Below are 15,873 nucleotides of genomic sequence, written 5' to 3'. Positions count from 1 at the left end.
CTATCAAATGAAAATTCGTCCATTGCACGATCGCGTTATCGTCAAGCGTAAAGAAGTTGAAGCTAAATCAGCTGGCGGCATCGTGCTGACCGGTTCCGCAGCCGGTAAATCCACCCGTGGTGAAGTACTGGCTGTCGGCAATGGCCGCATCCTTGAGAGTGGCGACATTAAGCCGCTGGACGTGAAGGTTGGCGACATCGTGATCTTCAGCGAAGGTTACGGCGCGAAAACCGAGAAAATCGACAACGAAGAGGTGCTTATCATCTCTGAGAGCGACATTCTGGCCGTTGTTGAAGCGTAATTTTTACGCGTAATTCACTGAACGAAACGAATTTAAGGGATATTTAAAGATGGCAGCTAAAGACGTAAAATTCGGTAATGACGCACGCGTAAAAATGCTGCGTGGCGTGAACGTACTGGCAGATGCAGTAAAAGTTACCCTGGGTCCTAAAGGCCGTAACGTAGTCCTGGATAAATCTTTTGGTGCACCGACCATCACTAAAGATGGTGTTTCTGTGGCACGTGAAATCGAGCTGGAAGACAAGTTCGAGAACATGGGCGCGCAGATGGTGAAAGAAGTTGCCTCTAAAGCGAACGACGCTGCGGGCGACGGTACCACCACTGCAACCGTACTGGCACAGTCTATCATCACCGAAGGCCTGAAAGCGGTCGCAGCGGGTATGAACCCGATGGACCTGAAGCGCGGTATTGACCAGGCTGTTATCGCTGCGGTTGAGAAACTGAAAGCGCTGTCTGTTCCTTGCTCTGACTCTAAAGCGATTGCGCAGGTAGGTACTATCTCTGCTAACTCCGATGAAACCGTGGGCCAGTTGATTGCTCAGGCGATGGAGAAAGTGGGTAAAGAAGGCGTGATCACCGTTGAAGAAGGCACCGGCCTGCAGGATGAGCTGGATGTGGTTGAAGGTATGCAGTTTGATCGCGGCTACCTGTCACCTTACTTCATCAACAAGCCAGAAACCGGTGCGATTGAACTGGAATCACCGTTCATCCTGCTGGCTGACAAGAAAATCTCTAACATCCGTGAAATGCTGCCAGTGCTGGAAGCCGTTGCGAAAGCCGGCAAACCACTGCTGATCATCGCGGAAGATGTTGAAGGCGAAGCGCTGGCAACACTGGTGGTTAACACCATGCGCGGCATCGTGAAAGTGGCTGCGGTTAAAGCACCAGGCTTCGGCGACCGTCGTAAAGCTATGCTGCAGGATATCGCTATCCTGACCGGTGGTACCGTAATCTCTGAAGAGATCGGTATGGAACTGGAGAAAGCGGCTCTGGAAGATCTGGGCCAGGCAAAACGCGTTGTGATCAACAAAGACACCACCACCATCATCGACGGTGTGGGTGAAGAAGCGACAATTCAGGGCCGTGTAACCCAGATTCGTCAGCAGATCGAAGAAGCAACGTCTGACTACGACAAAGAAAAACTGCAGGAACGCGTAGCGAAACTGGCAGGCGGCGTAGCCGTTCTGAAAGTAGGCGCAGCAACTGAAGTTGAAATGAAAGAGAAGAAAGCCCGCGTTGAAGATGCGCTGCACGCAACCCGTGCTGCCGTTGAAGAAGGTGTGGTTGCTGGTGGTGGTGTGGCGCTGGTTCGCGTGGCAGCACAGCTGGTTGATCTGCGTGGTCAGAACGAAGATCAGAACGTCGGTATCAAAGTTGCGCTGCGCGCGATGGAATCTCCACTGCGTCAGATCGTTTCTAACGCCGGTGAAGAGCCATCTGTTGTCGCTAACAACGTGAAAGCGGGCGACGGTAACTACGGTTACAACGCGCAGACTGAAGAGTACGGCAACATGATCGACTTCGGTATCCTGGACCCAACCAAAGTGACCCGTTCTGCTCTGCAGTACGCGGCCTCTGTTGCGGGTCTGATGATCACAACTGAATGTATGGTCACTGACCTGCCAAAAGGCGACGCACCTGATTTAGGCGGCGGCGCTGGCGGTATGGGTGGCATGGGCGGTATGGGCGGCATGATGTAATTGCCGTTGACTGCTTAAGTCATCAAAGAACCCCCGATCGGAAACGGTCGGGGGTTTTTCTTTTTCAGCGTCTGAATGCTGGCAGCAGCAGGAAAAACCCATTAACTTTTTTTATGTTCTGCATCATGGTTTAGTCAGGGCGGGATGCTCTAACGTGGATCCCGGCGCAAAATAGCGCGCTCTGAAAGGGATAAACAACAGATTAAGGAAAATTAAAATGCAAGATAAATGGGAATTTTATAAGGACGAAGCACACAAGTGGCGCTGGAGAAGAACGGCGCCCAACGGCAATATTACCGGCGCCGCCAGTCAGGGCTACGTTAACAAAGCCGATTGCATCGAAAATGCACGACGTAATGGCTACACCGGTTAAGGGCATCACGCTCTGACATCACCCCCGATCGGAAACGGTCGGGGGTTTTTCTTTTGGGTGGGAAAATAGTATAAGTAAGGCGCAATCGTTCGTCTTTCCTCTTGATATGTCACGCTGTCTGCGGCTGCGCCGACTGATCGACTGGCTTCATTTTATTCACCAGCATCGGCACGCTTGCCAGCCTGCAAGCGGCGTGAAATATTGAGACGATATAACGGGATAAGGGCAATGAATGTGCAGAAAGAAAAATCCTTTTTCTGCTACGCTGCCACCCGACTCTGATGATAATAAATGGGGATTACAATGCGGATTAACCTCTTGCTCGGACTGACGGCTGGCGCGTTATTGCTGGCGGGCTGCAGCAGCTCTACGCAACTCTCTTCAGCAGGACAGCGCGTGACGTTCACCGATCAGCAGCCTGGCAATACCTGTCAGCTTCTGGGCAATATTACCGGCTCTCAGAGCAACTGGCTGAGCGGTGCAGGCGGCGAAACCAGCGCACTGCGTGGCGCAGCAAACGACCTGCGCAATCGCGCAGCGGAGATGGGCGGTAACGTGATTTATGGAGCAACCAGTCCGACGCAGAACCTGTTGTCCGCGTTCGCGCCACTCGACAGCAAAATGACCGGCCAGGTCTACAAGTGCCCATAATGTGAATCAGGCAGTCTGCCAAATTGAACCGGCCAGCCTTTTGCTGGCCGTTTTTATTCCTGACGTAACTGTAAATCTAACGGTGTTTTACTTGGCTCTCCGCCAATTTCACGCGCCAGCTTTGGCACCAGATAGCCGGAGACCTGTGACAGTAATGCACGCACCAGCTGGCGGGCCTCGTCATCTGACACAAAGAAATGCGCCGCACCCTGTACCTTATCCAGCACGTGCAGATAGTAGGGCAGAATGCCGGCATCAAATAGCGCATTGCTCAGGGTGGCCAGCGTCTGCGCATTATCGTTGATGCCACGCAACAGGACGCTCTGATTCAGCAGGGTGACACCGGCACGCTTCAGGCTGCTCATCGCCTCACGCAGCTCATCATCAATCTCCTGCGCATGGTTGATGTGCGTCACCATCACCACCTGCAGATGCGTCTCGCTGAGCATCTGACAGAGCTGATCGGTAATGCGCGCCGGTATCACCACCGGTAAACGGCTGTGGATGCGCAGACGTTTCAGATGCGGGATCTGTTCCAGCGCGGCGATAAGCCAGGCGAGCTCATGATCTTTCGCCATCAGCGGATCGCCGCCGGAGAAAATGATCTCATCCAGCTCGGGATGATCGGCGATATAGTCCAGTGCAGCCTGCCAGCTACGCTTGTTGCCGGGATTATCCTGATAGGGGAAATGACGGCGGAAACAGTAGCGACAGTTGACGGCGCAGCCGCCTTTTACCAACAATAAAGCCCGGTTTCGGTATTTATGCAGCAATCCAGGTACAACGTTGCTTTGTTCATCGAGCGGATCGGTGCTATAACCTGGCGCATCAGTGAATTCCTGGCGGCGGGTCAGTACCTGAAGCAGCAGCGGGTCGTGCGCATCGCCTTTTTTCATCCGGCGGATGAACGCATGCGGTACACGTAAGGCGAAAAGACGCCGCGCATCCGCACCTTCAGCCAGCTCAGTGTGCTGATCAAGGGCTAAAATCCGCAGTAATTCATCAGGTTCGGTGACAACATCCGCAAGTTGCTGCAACCAATCTTCTCTGGAAGGTGTTTTTAGGGTTACAATGTGTGCCATTTTTTTGGCTTAGTACCAGTGTCAATTTTCGTAGAGGGCCTTCATGGCGACTTATTCTAGCAACGATTTCCGTCCCGGTCTTAAAATCATGTTCGAAGGCGAGCCGTATGCCATCGAATCCAGTGAGTTCGTTAAACCGGGTAAAGGTCAGGCATTCGCGCGCGTTAAAATGCGTCGCCTGCTGACGGGTTCTCGCGTTGAGAAAACTTTTAAATCTACCGACTCCGCCGAAGGCGCTGACGTAGTAGATACCAACCTGAACTACCTGTACAACGACGGTGAGTTCTACCACTTCATGCATCCGGAAAGCTTTGAGCAGTTCCAGGTTGAAGAGAAGACGGTAAGCGATGCAGCGAAATGGCTGCAGGATAACGCTGAATGTATCGTTACGCTGTGGAACGGTCGTCCAATCGCCGTTCAGCCGCCGAACTTTATCGAAGCTGAAGTTATCGAAACCGATCCAGGCCTGAAAGGTGATACCGCAGGGACTGGCGGCAAGCCAGCTAAACTCTCTACCGGTGCCGTGGTGAAAGTGCCACTGTTCGTGCAAGAGGGCGAAGTGGTGAAAGTTGACACCCGCTCTGGCGAATACGTGTCACGCGTGAAATAAGATTCGCAGGCGCATCTTCTGGTGCGCCTTTTTCTTGTCTGAGAGAAAAAAATGATCAAGCTGGCAAAATTAATCGCGTTCGCGTTGCTGGTCTCCTCTGCGTTAAGCGCCTGCAACACATTCCACGGTTTTGGCGAAGATGTCTCTCACTTAGGTGGTGCCATTTCGCGTGCAGCAAAATGACCTTAACTGATTGTCCTTTTTAGAGTCTCGCCAGCAGCAACTGCCGGAAATCCGGCTATGCTTAAAGCGCTGTACTTTACATCCATCAAAAAGGACATTGTTATGTTAAAGAAAAGTATTGCTGCAATCTTCTCTGTACTGGTGCTCTCTTCCCTGCTCACAGCTTGTAATACAACGCGTGGCGTAGGTGAAGATGTCGAAGCGGGCGGCCAGGCGATTCAGAACAGCACGAAGTAACCTGTTATTCCAACCGGTACGAAATGCTTTTCGTACCGGCTTGTCAGATTCTGCACTATTTCTGTTTTACCCAGATTAACTCTTCAACCGGGAAACCATCCCGACGCGCCTGATCAACCAGTTTCTCTTTTACGCCCGGTTCCAGTTGTGGTGTGCGTGACAGTATCCAGAGATAGTGGCGATTCGGTCCACATACCAGCGCATAGCGGTAGTCAGGATCGAGAGCAATCACGTTATAGCCGCCATAGAAGGGGCCGAAGAAAGAGACTTTCAGAGAAGCCCGCGTGGGTTCACCGGTGAAGTAGGCTTTGCCGACGCTCTCCTGCCAGCGCTGCTTTTTGACGTTATAACCACGGTTGATTACCTTCAGGCCGCCATCTTCACGCGGGCTGTAGTTTGCCGTTACCTGTTCAAGTCCGCGCTCAAAAGGGTGGTTAAGGCGGGCAATCTCATACCACTGACCGAGATATCGCTGGCTGTCAAAGTTATCTACGACCGTGACGTTCTTTGGCGGCGTAGTGCTGCAGGCGACAGAGAGAAAAGCACTCAGGCTGGCAACAACTGTTTTCCATGGAGACATAGTGGGATTCCTTTGTGATTTAACCGCTTAAGTATAGAAGCCGAAACGCTGTTTTTGGCAGTACGGGCACGAGATTGTTTGCCGCAGGCATTGCAGGTAGACTTCCCCCCTAATTTGCATCAGGAGTCATCACCATGAGCGAAACGGCAAGCTGGCAACCAAGCGCATCCATCGCCAATTTGTTAAAACGCGCCGCTATTTTAGCAGAAGTGCGTCGTTTCTTTGCCGATCGCGGCGTGCTGGAAGTGGATACGCCGGCGATGAGCCAGGCCACCATTACCGATATCCATCTGGTGCCATTCCAGACGCGTTTTGTCGGGCCTGGCGCTGCGCAGGGGCGCGATCTCTGGCTGATGACCAGCCCGGAATATCATATGAAACGCCTGCTGGCGGCGGGCAGTGGCCCGATCTATCAGATGGCGCGCAGCTTCCGCAACGAAGAGGCGGGACGTCACCACAACCCGGAATTCACCATGCTGGAGTGGTACCGGCCGCATTATGATATGTACCGTCTGATGAACGAAGTCGACGATCTGATGCAGCAGGTGCTGGAGTGTGACAGCGCTGAGTCGCTCTCCTATCAGCAGGCGTTTATCCGTCATCTTGAGCTGGATCCGCTGTCAGCGGATAAAGCGCAGTTGCGTGAAGCGGCAGAGAAACTGGGTGAAGGCGAGCTGGCGCGTGCAGAAGAGGATCGCGATACCTTACTGATGCTGCTGTTTATGCTGGGTGTGGAACCGAAGATTGGTCAGGATAAACCCTGCTTCGTTTATCATTTCCCGGCCAGCCAGGCAGCCCTGGCGGAGATTAGCACCGAAGATCACCGCGTGGCCGAACGCTTTGAGGTCTATTACAAAGGCATTGAGCTGGCGAACGGTTTCCGCGAGCTGACCGACAGCCGTGAGCAGCGTCAGCGTTTTGAGCAGGATAACCGTCGCCGTGCGGCGCGCGGCCTGCCTGTGCATCCTATTGATACATATCTGCTGGATGCGCTGGCGCATGGCATGCCTGCCTGTTCCGGGGTCGCACTGGGTATCGATCGCCTGATCATGCTGGCGTTGAAAGCGGAGTCATTGAGCGATGTCATCGCGTTTCCGGTGGATCGCTGCTAATCGGTTAATCACAAACGATGGCGGATTAGAGGGGAAGGGTTGGCCCGGATGAAGAGCAAAGCGTCCGAGCCAGGATGGCGAGGCCGACCGCCATGGATGGCGGCCTTCTTTGCGATCAGCCGGGCCATCCCTGACCTGGCACAGGTTTCAGCTAACTGCTGCTGTCAGGAAACTCCTGAATGGTGACCGGCAGCGTCAGTTTCTGATCGTTTCGCAGTACCTGCACATCAATCACTGAACCCGGGCGAATTTCTGCAACCTGATCCATGGTCTCCTGCGCGGAGATGGCCGGCTTGCCATTAACGCTGAGCAGCACATCGTTGGCCTGAATCCCGGCTTTATCCGCTGGCCCATCTGGCGTGACCACGCTGACAATAATGCCCTGAACCCGATCCAGATTGCTCCCCTGTCCATGCAGCGGCGGCAGCTCACGCCCGGTAATGCCGATATAGCCGCGGATCACCCGACCATCACGAATCAGCTTATCCATGATCTTCGAGGCTAAAACGGTTGGAATGGCGAAACCAATCCCTTCCGGGGTTTCACCATCACTACTTTTATCGAAGGTCAGGGTGTTAATGCCCATCAGCTCGCCTAGCGAGTTAATCAGCGCGCCGCCGGAGTTACCCTGATTGATTGACGCATCGGTCTGCAGGAAGTTCTGTCGGCCTGATGAGCTTAAGCCAACCCGGCCCGTGGCGCTGATAATGCCCTGCGTGACCGTCTGACCGAGGTTATAGGGGTTGCCGATAGCCATCACCACATCCCCGATATGCGCCTGGCGATTTGGATTGATGGGGATAACGGGCAGGCCGGAGGCCGTGATCTTCAGTACCGCCAGATCGGTCATACCATCGGAACCCACCAGCGTCGCTTCAAAGAAGCGGCCATCCTGCAGCGCCACGATAATTTGATCGGCATTATTGATCACATGCTTATTGGTAAGGATGTAGCCTTTTGCATTCATGATCACCCCTGAACCCAGGGTCGTGATGCCACGATTGTTGTTGCCGTGGGCGCTACGATTGTAAACGTTCACAACGGCAGGCACGGCGCGGCGCACCCCTTGATTGAAGCTAAAGGGCGTTTCGTCTGTAATATTTTCGTGGTTATAGAGGGCGTCGCTGCCCATACGCAGTGCAGGCAGTGCTGCGAGCAAAATACCCGCCACAATCAGGCCCAGCACCACGGCACGCAAAAGTTTAAGAAACATGGTGTTAAATTACGCCAGGGGAGATCGCAGGGGAGAATAGCATGAGAGCGGCGGACACACACGTGCTTGTGTCCGCCGTAATGCGAGGTTTATCTCAACAACAGATAGATACTTTCATCGCCGCGCACCACATTCAGTGCCAGTACCGGCGGTTTCCCTTCCAGTATTTTACGCATTTCAGCAATGGTCTGAACCCGGTTGCGGTTAACGCCGATAATCACATCATCTTTCTGCAGACCAACCTGTTCAGCCGGTGTGCCTTTTTCGATGGTATCGACCTTCACGCCTTTATCACCGGTTTTAGTCTGTCCATCACTCAGGGTTGCGCCCTGAAGCGCGGGTGACATCAGCTGTGCGCTGGCGGTGCTCTGTGCGCTCTGCTCCAGCGTAACGGTAACCGTTAATGGCTTACCTTCACGCAGCAGGCCAAGCTTAACCTGTTCACCTGGCGGCGTGGTTCCCACTTTGACGCGCAACTCAGCGAAGCTGGTAATCGGCTTATCGTTGATCGACGTAATGATATCGCCTGATTTCACGCCCGCTTTCTGCGCGGCAGATTGCGGTAAGACTTCAGAGACAAAGGCGCCGCGCTGCGCATCGACATTGAATGCTTTAGCCATATCGGCTGTCATTTCAGTGCCTTTGATGCCGAGCTGACCGCGCTTCACTTCACCAAATTTAATCAGCTGCTGCGCGAGGTTCATCGCCATATCACTCGGGATAGCAAAGCCGATACCGATGTTACCGCCGCTGGAGGCGAGAATCGCGGTGTTGATACCGATCAGTTCGCCGTTAAGGTTGACCAGCGCACCGCCTGAGTTGCCACGGTTGATCGCGGCATCGGTCTGAATAAAGTTTTCCAGTCCTTCCAGGTTCAGGCCGCTGCGGCCCAGTGCGGAGATAATACCGGAGGTGGCCGTCTGTCCCAGCCCGAACGGGTTACCGATCGCCACCGCGAAATCACCCACTTTCAGCTGGTCAGAGTCCGCGACTTTCACCTGCGTGAGGTTTTTTGCGCCCTGAATCTGAATCAGCGCGATATCGGTCTGCTCATCATGGCCAATCAGTTTGGCTTCATATTCACTGCCGTCGCCAAGCTGTACGTTGATTTTATCCGCACCGTTGACCACGTGATTGTTGGTGAGCACGTAGCCTTTCGCGGCATCGATGATCACGCCAGACCCTAAACCTTCAAACGGCTGTGGCTGACTATTTCCGCCAGGCATCTGACCAAAAAAACGCTTCAGCGGTTCAGGAATATCCTGAGCCTGTGCACCCGAATCAGTGCCTTCCACATGCACACTGACCACGGCAGGTAACACTTTCTCCAGCATCGGTGCCAGACTCGGCAGCGGCTGGCCCGCAATTTGTGCTGGCAGCGTTGCCATCGCGTCTGGCGCGGCGGCAAGGCTCATCCCAATACTCAGGGCTAATGCGCTAAACAGGCGTGCTTGTTTTTTCATTGCTACAACGCTCTCGCTGCAAAAGGTGGGAGGAATTAATAAGTGTGACAGTCGTTTGCGGTCAGGGTTCGCAAAAACAGCGGGCGCAGACAGGCTGCGCCCCAAAAAGATTAGTCGCGGGCAGGGCGCTCGCCACGCAGTAAACCGGATGCGCCTTCAGAATAGTCGCGCGGCATCTGCACCGGCACCTGATCGTTGTCCGCTTCGGCTTCAGTCAGCTGATAGGCAAACGGATTTTTCTGGCCAGGCAGATTCGGCAGCAGGTCATTTGAGCCTTTTGCCATGTGCTGATAGAGCTGACGATAATCACGCGCCATGTTGTCCAGCAGCTCCGCGCTCTGCGCGAAGTGATTGGTCAGCTCTTCGCGATAATCCGCCAGCTCCGCTTTCGATTTTTCCAGCTCGTACTGCATGCTGCGCTGCTCACGCAGCTTTTTGTTGCCAAAACGCATGGCGACTGCGCCGACAATAATACCAACCACTAAACCAATTAGCCCGTATTCCCAGGTCATAATGACTCCCGTGTTATTTCCATTGTTCCGTAGGGCATTGCACCATTTCAATAATAGTCACTATACCCGTTAATCTTATGGATGTGGAACTCTGGAGCAGCATGGCTTAGTGTAGAACGGCCTTTTTTTCAGCAACCGTGGTATGAATCAGACACCATTCAGGGACTTTGAAACAACAATGCAAACCTCAACTCCGCTTTCACGCTATGAACAGGCGCTGTCGCAGGGCGAATTCAGGCCCGATGACGTACAACGTGAAGCGATTACCCGTTTAGACGCGCTGCAGCAGGCGCTGGTTGCCCGGCAACAATCCGCCGCGCCTGCCACATCCGGCCTGCTGGGTCGCCTGTCAAAATTGATCGGTAAAGAGAAAAACGAGACGCCACAACCGGTACGTGGACTCTATATGTGGGGCGGTGTCGGTCGCGGTAAGACCTGGGTCATGGATCTCTTTTTTCAGTCTATTCCTGGCGATCGCAAACTGCGTCTGCACTTCCACCGCTTTATGCTGCGGGTGCATGAAGAGCTGACGCAGCTTCAGGGGCAGAGCGATCCGTTACTGATTATTGCGGACAAATTCAAAGCAGAAACGGATATCCTCTGTTTTGATGAATTTTTTGTCTCCGATATCACCGATGCGATGCTGCTGGGCACGCTGATGGAAGCGCTGTTTGAACGCGGCATTGCGCTGGTGGCCACCTCGAACATTCCGCCTGATGATCTCTATCGTAATGGTCTGCAGCGCGCGCGCTTCCTGCCTGCCATCGAGCAGATCAAACGTCATTGTGATGTGATGAATGTGGATGCCGGTATCGACTACCGGTTACGCACGCTGACCTCCGCGCACCTGTGGAACTCTCCGCTGAACAAAGAGACGCACGCTGAAATGGCGCGGATGTTTAAAGCACTGTCGGGCAGCCAGCCTGAAGATGCGCCGGTTCTGGAAATTAATCACCGCCAGATGCCGACGCTGGGCGTCAGCGAGGGCGTGCTGGCGATTAATTTCACCACTCTGTGTGGCGAAGGGCGCAGCCAGCATGACTATATTGCGCTGTCGCGCCGTTTTCACAGTGTGCTGCTGTATGACGTGCCGGTGATGATCTACAAAACCGAAGATCAGGCACGGCGTTTCCTCGCACTGGTCGATGAGTTCTATGAACGGCATGTGAAGCTGGTGGTCGCGGCAGAAACGTCACTGACCGAGATTTATCAGGGCACGCGGCTGAAGTTTGAATACCAGCGCTGTTTATCCCGACTTCAGGAGATGCAGAGCGAAGAGTATCTGCGTTTACCGCACCTGCCGTGAGAATAATCGGGATAAATACCGAAATAGGGTTCGATTTTTGTAACCGACTTCTCTATAATCTTGCGACCCCACGTTACAGCAAAGGATTTTTTTCCCAAATCCTCTGTGTTCCAGTAACTCTATCCGAAGGGGTGGCTTGCTGGTCAAAATGGTCGTGTGAGCCTCATTCGTTTACTTAAGCGTTTGGGATTTCACCAACGTGTAACTTAATTTGGGTAAGCTTTTCGATGAAAACTTTTACAGCTAAACCAGAAACCGTCCAACGTGACTGGTTTGTAGTTGACGCAACGGGCAAAACTTTGGGTCGCCTGGCGACTGAACTGGCGCGCCGTCTGCGTGGTAAGCATAAAGCGGAATACACTCCGCACGTTGATACGGGTGATTACATCATCGTTCTGAACGCAGAAAAAGTTGCTGTAACCGGCAACAAGCGTACTGACAAGATCTACTATCACCACACTGGCCACATCGGTGGTATCAAACAGGCGACCTTTGAAGAGATGATTGCTCGCCGTCCTGAGCGTGTGATTGAGATCGCGGTTAAAGGCATGCTGCCGAAGGGCCCGCTGGGTCGTGCTATGTACCGTAAACTGAAAGTTTACGCAGGCAACGAGCACACCCATGCGGCACAGCAACCGCAAGTTCTTGACATTTAATCGGGATTAAAGGCAATGGCTGAAACTCAAAACTACGGCACTGGTCGCCGCAAAAGCTCTACCGCTCGCGTATTCATTAAGCCGGGTAGCGGTAACATCGTAATTAACCAACGTTCTCTGGAACAGTACTTCGGTCGCGAAACTGCCCGCATGGTAGTTCGTCAGCCGCTTGAGCTGCTGGACCTGGTTGGTAAATTCGATCTCTATGTCACTGTTAAAGGTGGCGGTATTTCTGGTCAGGCTGGTGCGATCCGTCACGGTATCACCCGCGCTCTGATGGAATACGACGAATCACTGCGTGGCGAGCTGCGTAAAGCTGGCTTCGTAACGCGTGATGCGCGTCAGGTTGAACGTAAGAAAGTCGGCCTGCGTAAAGCACGTCGTCGTCCTCAGTTCTCCAAGCGTTAATTGTTTGCAGCTCCGGCTGCGGCAATTGGCTCAAAAAACCCGCTTCGGCGGGTTTTTTATTTTCTGCCTTCCCATAAACTGTCCGCGAAAACCGTAACGCCGCGCTCAATTTACCTGCAAAGATTCATTCCACGCCCACAAGCAGCCTAAAATCTGGTAAACTCTGTGTCACTTTGCGCCCGCAGGCCGGTGCGTTATGCGCCTCCCCACTGTCGGGGCGTCAGTATCTGTGACGCAGCTAACCAGGTTGCGTGCGAGTTCGATAAGCAAGTGAGTCGCCGTGTGGTTGGCTATTCGCAGTATCTTTTTGTGAACAAACTTGGAGGTTTTCATGGCTGTCGCTGCCAACAAACGTTCGGTAATGACGCTGTTTTCTGGTCCTACTGACATTTTCAGCCATCAGGTACGTATCGTCCTGGCGGAGAAGGGTGTCAGCGTAGAGATCGAGCAGGTCGAAATGGATAACCTGCCGCAGGATCTGATTGACCTCAATCCGTATCGCACGGTACCGACGCTGGTAGATCGTGAGCTGACGCTGTATGAATCACGCATCATCATGGAATATTTAGATGAGCGCTTCCCGCATCCGCCACTGATGCCGGTTTATCCGGTTGCCCGTGGTGATAGCCGCCTGATGATGCACCGCATCGAGCAGGACTGGTATAGCCTGATGAGGAAAGTAGAGAATAGCAGCGGTCAGGAAGCGGAAGCGGCACGCAAGCAACTGCGTGAAGAGCTGCTGGCTATCGCGCCACTGTTTGGCCGTACGCCTTATTTCATGAGCGAAGAGTTCAGCCTGGTTGATTGCTATCTGGCTCCGCTGTTATGGCGTCTGCCGTCAATGGGTATCGATTTGATCGGCTCAGGTTCAAAAGAGCTGAAAGGTTACATGAATCGCGTATTTGAGCGTGACTCCTTCCTCGCTTCATTAACTGAAGCTGAACGTGAAATGCGGCTGCAAGCCCGGGCTTAACGTATGGAAATGTCGCAACTTACTGCACGTCGTCCCTATCTGCTGCGCGCCTTTTATGACTGGTTGCTCGACAACCAGCTGACGCCGCATCTGGTGGTCGACATAAATCTGCCGGGTGTGCAGGTGCCGCTGGAGTATGCGCGCGATGGTCAGATTGTCCTGAACATTGCGCCACGTGCTGTCGGTAACCTCGATCTGGCGAATGATCAGGTGTCGTTCAACGCCCGCTTTGGTGGCGTTCCTCGCCAGGTTAACGTGCCGATGGCGGCGATTCTGGCAATCTATGCGCGTGAAAATGGCGCCGGGACGATGTTTGAACCGGAACCGGCTTACGAGCTGGGCACGCATGAGGCGTCAGAGGGTCAGGAAGAGACTATGATGTCGGTGATTGATGGTGATCGTCCTGACGATGCCAGCGATGACGAGACACCGCCTGATGACGATCCACCGCCACGTGGTGGACGACCTTCACTGCGCGTAGTGAAATAGCAGTGACATAACAGCGAATACCCGTCCATCCGACGGGTATTTTTTTGCCTGTCGGCCATAAAAAAATCCGGCTGCCTGCGCAAGCCGGATTTTTTCAGCAGACCATCGCGATCAATAGACGTCGCGCAGGTAGCGCTTCTCTTTCTTCAGCTGATCGACATAGTCAGCAGCGCGCTCGGTGGAGAGACCACCAAACTGGCGAACCACTTCATACAGCGCATTATCCACATCCTTCGCCATACGCGATGCATCGCCACAGACATAGAAGTAAGCCCCTTCCTGCAGCCAGGCATACAACTCAGCGCCCTGTTCAAGCATCCGGCTCTGCACGTAGATTTTCTTCTCCTGATCGCGTGAGAACGCCAGATCCAGACGCGTCAGCAAGCCATTATCGCGCCAGGCAAGTAATTCATCCTGATAGATAAAGTCATGTTCCTGATGCTGATCGCCGAAGAACAGCCAGTTTTTGCCCTGCGCGCCGGTTGCCTGGCGCTCCTGCAGGAAAGCACGGAATGGTGCGATACCGGTACCTGGTCCCACCATGATCAGCGGTGCGCTGTTGTTGGCAGGCACGCGGAACGATTTATTGGGTGAGATAAAGATGGCGGGCTTTTCACCGCGACGCACACGCTCGGCCAGATAGGTTGAGCAGACGCCACCGCGATTACGGCCACCACTGTGATAACGCACCGAGGCAACGGTCAGATGCACCTGATCAGGATGGGCTTTAGAACTGGACGAAATAGAGTAAGCGCGATGCTGCAGCGGACGCAGCAGCGCGACAAACTCGGGTACCGCCAGCGTGCGCGTCAGCTCAAGCTGCAGCAGGTCAAGGGTATCTTTGCCCCACAGCCATACGCCCAGCGCATCTTTATCATCATGCTGTAACACATGACGCAGCTCCTGGTTGGTGGTGTTCTGCCCGACCCATTCGATTAACTTGCGTGACGGCTCTGAGATCTCAAACTGATAGGTCAGCAGGTCGCCAAGGCTGCGATCAAAGCCGGGCACCGGCGTCTCGTAGTCCGCGTTAAGCTGGGTCAGCAGCAGGCTGACCAGCGACGGCTCGTTGACCGGAATTACGCCCAGCGCATCGCCCGCTTCATACTTCAGGCCGCTGTCAGACAGGTCGAACTCGAAATGACGAATATCTTTGGCCGACTGCTCGCCTGACAAACGCTTGTTAGTGATCAGCGCGGCGGCGTATGGATTGGATTTGTTGCTGCCTGGAATGACTGGCGCTTCAGGCGCGCTTTCCAGCACGGTGCCGCTGCTGCCCGCGCTGGCGGCAAACTGTGGCATTGAGCTGTTCAGCCACTCGCTGGAAGGCTCCTCAAAATCGATATCACAATCGATACGATCAACCACGCGTTTCGCGCCCAGCTGCTCAAGGCGCATATCAATAAACTTGCCCGCCTGACAGAAGCCATCGTAGCCAGTATCACCAATCGCCAGCACGGCGAAATGCATCTGCTCCAGACGCGGTGCGGTACTGGCAGAGATCGCGTCCCAGAACAGCTGCGCGTTGTCCGGCATTTCACCTTCGCCATAGGTCGAGGTGACGATCAGTACATGGCGCATGGTGGCAAATACGTCGAGATCGACATCGCCCAGCGCCTGAACCACCGGCACCAGTCCTTTAGCGCGGGCAGATTTCGCTGCGGTCTGCGCCAGTGCTTCAGCATTGCCGGTCTGTGAGCCATAAAGAATGTGCAGTTGCGTCGTCGCGGCTGCGCTTGTGCCCGCGGCGGGTTGCTGCTTGTCTTCTAATACCAGCAAACGGGAGTGCAGACCCGCAAGAAAGCCAGCCAGCCAGTACTTCTGATCGCCATTAAAAGGTGCATCTTCTGGAATATAAGGAATTTTCATGGGTACTTTTACTCAATCCCGTTCTCGCCCGTCATCAGTGGCATTGTCCGGTGTGAAAGCGGTTCCGCTTTCCCGCGCCGCAGCGTGTGCGACAGGGGAGAGCGGTGCTGCATCTGTCCGGTACAACGATTAATCCGGGCAATGATCAATTAATAA

At 53.9% G+C, this 15,873-nt stretch carries 19 protein-coding genes; 13 read left to right on the top strand and 6 right to left on the bottom strand.

Annotated features, from left to right (window positions below):
• The first annotated feature begins 7 nt into the window (after window positions 1–7).
• The 4 genes from ACX8ZY_RS17970 to ACX8ZY_RS17955 all read left to right on the top strand — a co-directional run bounded on the left by ACX8ZY_RS17970 (window position 8) and on the right by ACX8ZY_RS17955 (window position 3,024).
• The gene (locus tag ACX8ZY_RS17970) at window positions 8–301 is read left to right on the top strand and encodes a co-chaperone GroES (RefSeq protein ID WP_010251990.1); all 294 of its coding nucleotides are present in this window, start codon (window positions 8–10) and stop codon (window positions 299–301) included.
• A 49-nt stretch (window positions 302–350) separates the two neighbouring features.
• Entirely contained in the window at window positions 351–2,000 is a 1,650-nt protein-coding gene (groL, locus tag ACX8ZY_RS17965) for a chaperonin GroEL (RefSeq protein ID WP_010251987.1), read from the top strand.
• A gap of 217 nt (window positions 2,001–2,217) precedes the next feature.
• The gene (locus tag ACX8ZY_RS17960) at window positions 2,218–2,373 is read left to right on the top strand and encodes a YegP family protein (RefSeq protein ID WP_167430335.1); all 156 of its coding nucleotides are present in this window, start codon (window positions 2,218–2,220) and stop codon (window positions 2,371–2,373) included.
• A gap of 303 nt (window positions 2,374–2,676) precedes the next feature.
• The gene (locus ACX8ZY_RS17955; protein ID WP_010251983.1) at window positions 2,677–3,024 is read left to right on the top strand and encodes a DUF4156 domain-containing protein; all 348 of its coding nucleotides are present in this window, start codon (window positions 2,677–2,679) and stop codon (window positions 3,022–3,024) included.
• A gap of 53 nt (window positions 3,025–3,077) precedes the next feature.
• On the opposite strand, the gene epmB is transcribed toward ACX8ZY_RS17955, so the two are convergent.
• Window positions 3,078–4,106, bottom strand: coding sequence for an EF-P beta-lysylation protein EpmB (gene epmB / locus ACX8ZY_RS17950; protein ID WP_033759609.1), 1,029 nt, complete (start codon window positions 4,104–4,106; stop codon window positions 3,078–3,080).
• Between the two features lie 43 nt (window positions 4,107–4,149).
• On the opposite strand from epmB, the gene efp reads away from it, so the two are divergent.
• The 3 genes from efp (at window position 4,150) to ACX8ZY_RS17935 (ending at window position 5,136) form a co-directional block, all read left to right on the top strand.
• Window positions 4,150–4,716, top strand: a complete 567-nt coding sequence (efp, locus tag ACX8ZY_RS17945; protein ID WP_010251979.1) for an elongation factor P — start codon at window positions 4,150–4,152, stop codon at window positions 4,714–4,716.
• A gap of 51 nt (window positions 4,717–4,767) precedes the next feature.
• A complete protein-coding gene (locus ACX8ZY_RS17940) occupies window positions 4,768–4,899 on the top strand; it encodes an entericidin A/B family lipoprotein (RefSeq protein ID WP_003848306.1) in 132 nt (43 codons plus the stop codon).
• A gap of 102 nt (window positions 4,900–5,001) precedes the next feature.
• Entirely contained in the window at window positions 5,002–5,136 is a 135-nt protein-coding gene (locus tag ACX8ZY_RS17935; protein WP_003848302.1) for an entericidin A/B family lipoprotein, read from the top strand.
• A gap of 55 nt (window positions 5,137–5,191) precedes the next feature.
• On the opposite strand, the gene ACX8ZY_RS17930 is transcribed toward ACX8ZY_RS17935, so the two are convergent.
• Window positions 5,192–5,716 carry a lipocalin family protein gene (locus ACX8ZY_RS17930; protein WP_010672015.1) on the bottom strand — a complete coding sequence of 175 codons (525 nt, stop codon included), beginning with the start codon at window positions 5,714–5,716 and terminating at the stop codon, window positions 5,192–5,194.
• 134 nt (window positions 5,717–5,850) lie between these two features.
• On the opposite strand from ACX8ZY_RS17930, the gene epmA reads away from it, so the two are divergent.
• Window positions 5,851–6,828, top strand: coding sequence for an elongation factor P--(R)-beta-lysine ligase (epmA, locus tag ACX8ZY_RS17925; protein WP_003848297.1), 978 nt, complete (start codon window positions 5,851–5,853; stop codon window positions 6,826–6,828).
• A 151-nt stretch (window positions 6,829–6,979) separates the two neighbouring features.
• Here the strand turns inward: epmA and degS are convergent, their stop codons facing one another.
• The 3 genes from degS to zapG all read right to left on the bottom strand — a co-directional run bounded on the left by degS (window position 6,980) and on the right by zapG (window position 10,016).
• Complete coding sequence (degS, locus tag ACX8ZY_RS17920) at window positions 6,980–8,041, bottom strand: outer membrane-stress sensor serine endopeptidase DegS (RefSeq protein ID WP_010251964.1); 1,062 nt, start codon at window positions 8,039–8,041, stop codon at window positions 6,980–6,982.
• Between the two features lie 89 nt (window positions 8,042–8,130).
• Window positions 8,131–9,504, bottom strand: coding sequence for a serine endoprotease DegQ (gene degQ / locus ACX8ZY_RS17915; protein WP_010251960.1), 1,374 nt, complete (start codon window positions 9,502–9,504; stop codon window positions 8,131–8,133).
• A 110-nt stretch (window positions 9,505–9,614) separates the two neighbouring features.
• Complete coding sequence (gene zapG, locus ACX8ZY_RS17910; protein ID WP_003848291.1) at window positions 9,615–10,016, bottom strand: Z-ring associated protein ZapG; 402 nt, start codon at window positions 10,014–10,016, stop codon at window positions 9,615–9,617.
• A gap of 178 nt (window positions 10,017–10,194) precedes the next feature.
• Between zapG and zapE the strand changes: the two genes are divergently transcribed.
• From zapE to sspB, 5 genes are all read left to right on the top strand, one after another.
• Window positions 10,195–11,322, top strand: coding sequence for a cell division protein ZapE (gene zapE, locus ACX8ZY_RS17905; RefSeq protein WP_258993024.1), 1,128 nt, complete (start codon window positions 10,195–10,197; stop codon window positions 11,320–11,322).
• A gap of 227 nt (window positions 11,323–11,549) precedes the next feature.
• Entirely contained in the window at window positions 11,550–11,978 is a 429-nt protein-coding gene (gene rplM, locus ACX8ZY_RS17900; protein WP_008925400.1) for a 50S ribosomal protein L13, read from the top strand.
• Between the two features lie 15 nt (window positions 11,979–11,993).
• A complete protein-coding gene (rpsI, locus tag ACX8ZY_RS17895) occupies window positions 11,994–12,386 on the top strand; it encodes a 30S ribosomal protein S9 (RefSeq protein ID WP_008925401.1) in 393 nt (130 codons plus the stop codon).
• Window positions 12,387–12,717: 331 nt separating this feature from the next.
• Entirely contained in the window at window positions 12,718–13,359 is a 642-nt protein-coding gene (gene sspA, locus ACX8ZY_RS17890; RefSeq protein ID WP_009092481.1) for a stringent starvation protein SspA, read from the top strand.
• 3 nt (window positions 13,360–13,362) lie between these two features.
• The gene (gene sspB, locus ACX8ZY_RS17885) at window positions 13,363–13,848 is read left to right on the top strand and encodes a ClpXP protease specificity-enhancing factor (protein WP_010251939.1); all 486 of its coding nucleotides are present in this window, start codon (window positions 13,363–13,365) and stop codon (window positions 13,846–13,848) included.
• A 111-nt stretch (window positions 13,849–13,959) separates the two neighbouring features.
• Here the strand turns inward: sspB and ACX8ZY_RS17880 are convergent, their stop codons facing one another.
• Window positions 13,960–15,717: a sulfite reductase subunit alpha gene (locus tag ACX8ZY_RS17880; RefSeq protein WP_010251935.1), complete on the bottom strand. Its 1,758-nt coding sequence runs from the start codon at window positions 15,715–15,717 to the stop codon at window positions 13,960–13,962.
• Between the last annotated feature and the right edge of the window lie 156 nt (window positions 15,718–15,873).

Source organism: Pantoea sp. XAF26B01_ASV70, assembly GCF_054512635.1.
The sequence above is the reverse complement of the archived record's forward strand: the minus strand, read 5'-3'. Positions and strand labels throughout refer to the sequence as shown.

Bases quoted from the DNA above. Each gene is read 5' to 3' on its own strand.
- ACX8ZY_RS17970 (WP_010251990.1), top strand. From the start codon at position 8: ATGAAAATTCGTCCATTGCACGATCGCGTTATCGTCAAGCGTAAAGAA.
- ACX8ZY_RS17960 (WP_167430335.1), top strand. From the start codon at position 2,218: ATGCAAGATAAATGGGAATTTTATAAGGACGAAGCACACAAGTGGCGC.
- rplM (WP_008925400.1), top strand. From the start codon at position 11,550: ATGAAAACTTTTACAGCTAAACCAGAAACCGTCCAACGTGACTGGTTT.
- zapG (WP_003848291.1), bottom strand. From the start codon at position 10,016: ATGACCTGGGAATACGGGCTAATTGGTTTAGTGGTTGGTATTATTGTC.
- sspA (WP_009092481.1), top strand. From the start codon at position 12,718: ATGGCTGTCGCTGCCAACAAACGTTCGGTAATGACGCTGTTTTCTGGT.
- ACX8ZY_RS17940 (WP_003848306.1), top strand. From the start codon at position 4,768: ATGATCAAGCTGGCAAAATTAATCGCGTTCGCGTTGCTGGTCTCCTCT.
- epmA (WP_003848297.1), top strand. From the start codon at position 5,851: ATGAGCGAAACGGCAAGCTGGCAACCAAGCGCATCCATCGCCAATTTG.
- ACX8ZY_RS17935 (WP_003848302.1), top strand. From the start codon at position 5,002: ATGTTAAAGAAAAGTATTGCTGCAATCTTCTCTGTACTGGTGCTCTCT.
- sspB (WP_010251939.1), top strand. From the start codon at position 13,363: ATGGAAATGTCGCAACTTACTGCACGTCGTCCCTATCTGCTGCGCGCC.
- rpsI (WP_008925401.1), top strand. From the start codon at position 11,994: ATGGCTGAAACTCAAAACTACGGCACTGGTCGCCGCAAAAGCTCTACC.
- degQ (WP_010251960.1), bottom strand. From the start codon at position 9,504: ATGAAAAAACAAGCACGCCTGTTTAGCGCATTAGCCCTGAGTATTGGG.
- groL (WP_010251987.1), top strand. From the start codon at position 351: ATGGCAGCTAAAGACGTAAAATTCGGTAATGACGCACGCGTAAAAATG.
- ACX8ZY_RS17955 (WP_010251983.1), top strand. From the start codon at position 2,677: ATGCGGATTAACCTCTTGCTCGGACTGACGGCTGGCGCGTTATTGCTG.
- ACX8ZY_RS17930 (WP_010672015.1), bottom strand. From the start codon at position 5,716: ATGTCTCCATGGAAAACAGTTGTTGCCAGCCTGAGTGCTTTTCTCTCT.
- zapE (WP_258993024.1), top strand. From the start codon at position 10,195: ATGCAAACCTCAACTCCGCTTTCACGCTATGAACAGGCGCTGTCGCAG.
- efp (WP_010251979.1), top strand. From the start codon at position 4,150: ATGGCGACTTATTCTAGCAACGATTTCCGTCCCGGTCTTAAAATCATG.
- ACX8ZY_RS17880 (WP_010251935.1), bottom strand. From the start codon at position 15,717: ATGAAAATTCCTTATATTCCAGAAGATGCACCTTTTAATGGCGATCAG.
- epmB (WP_033759609.1), bottom strand. From the start codon at position 4,106: ATGGCACACATTGTAACCCTAAAAACACCTTCCAGAGAAGATTGGTTG.
- degS (WP_010251964.1), bottom strand. From the start codon at position 8,041: ATGTTTCTTAAACTTTTGCGTGCCGTGGTGCTGGGCCTGATTGTGGCG.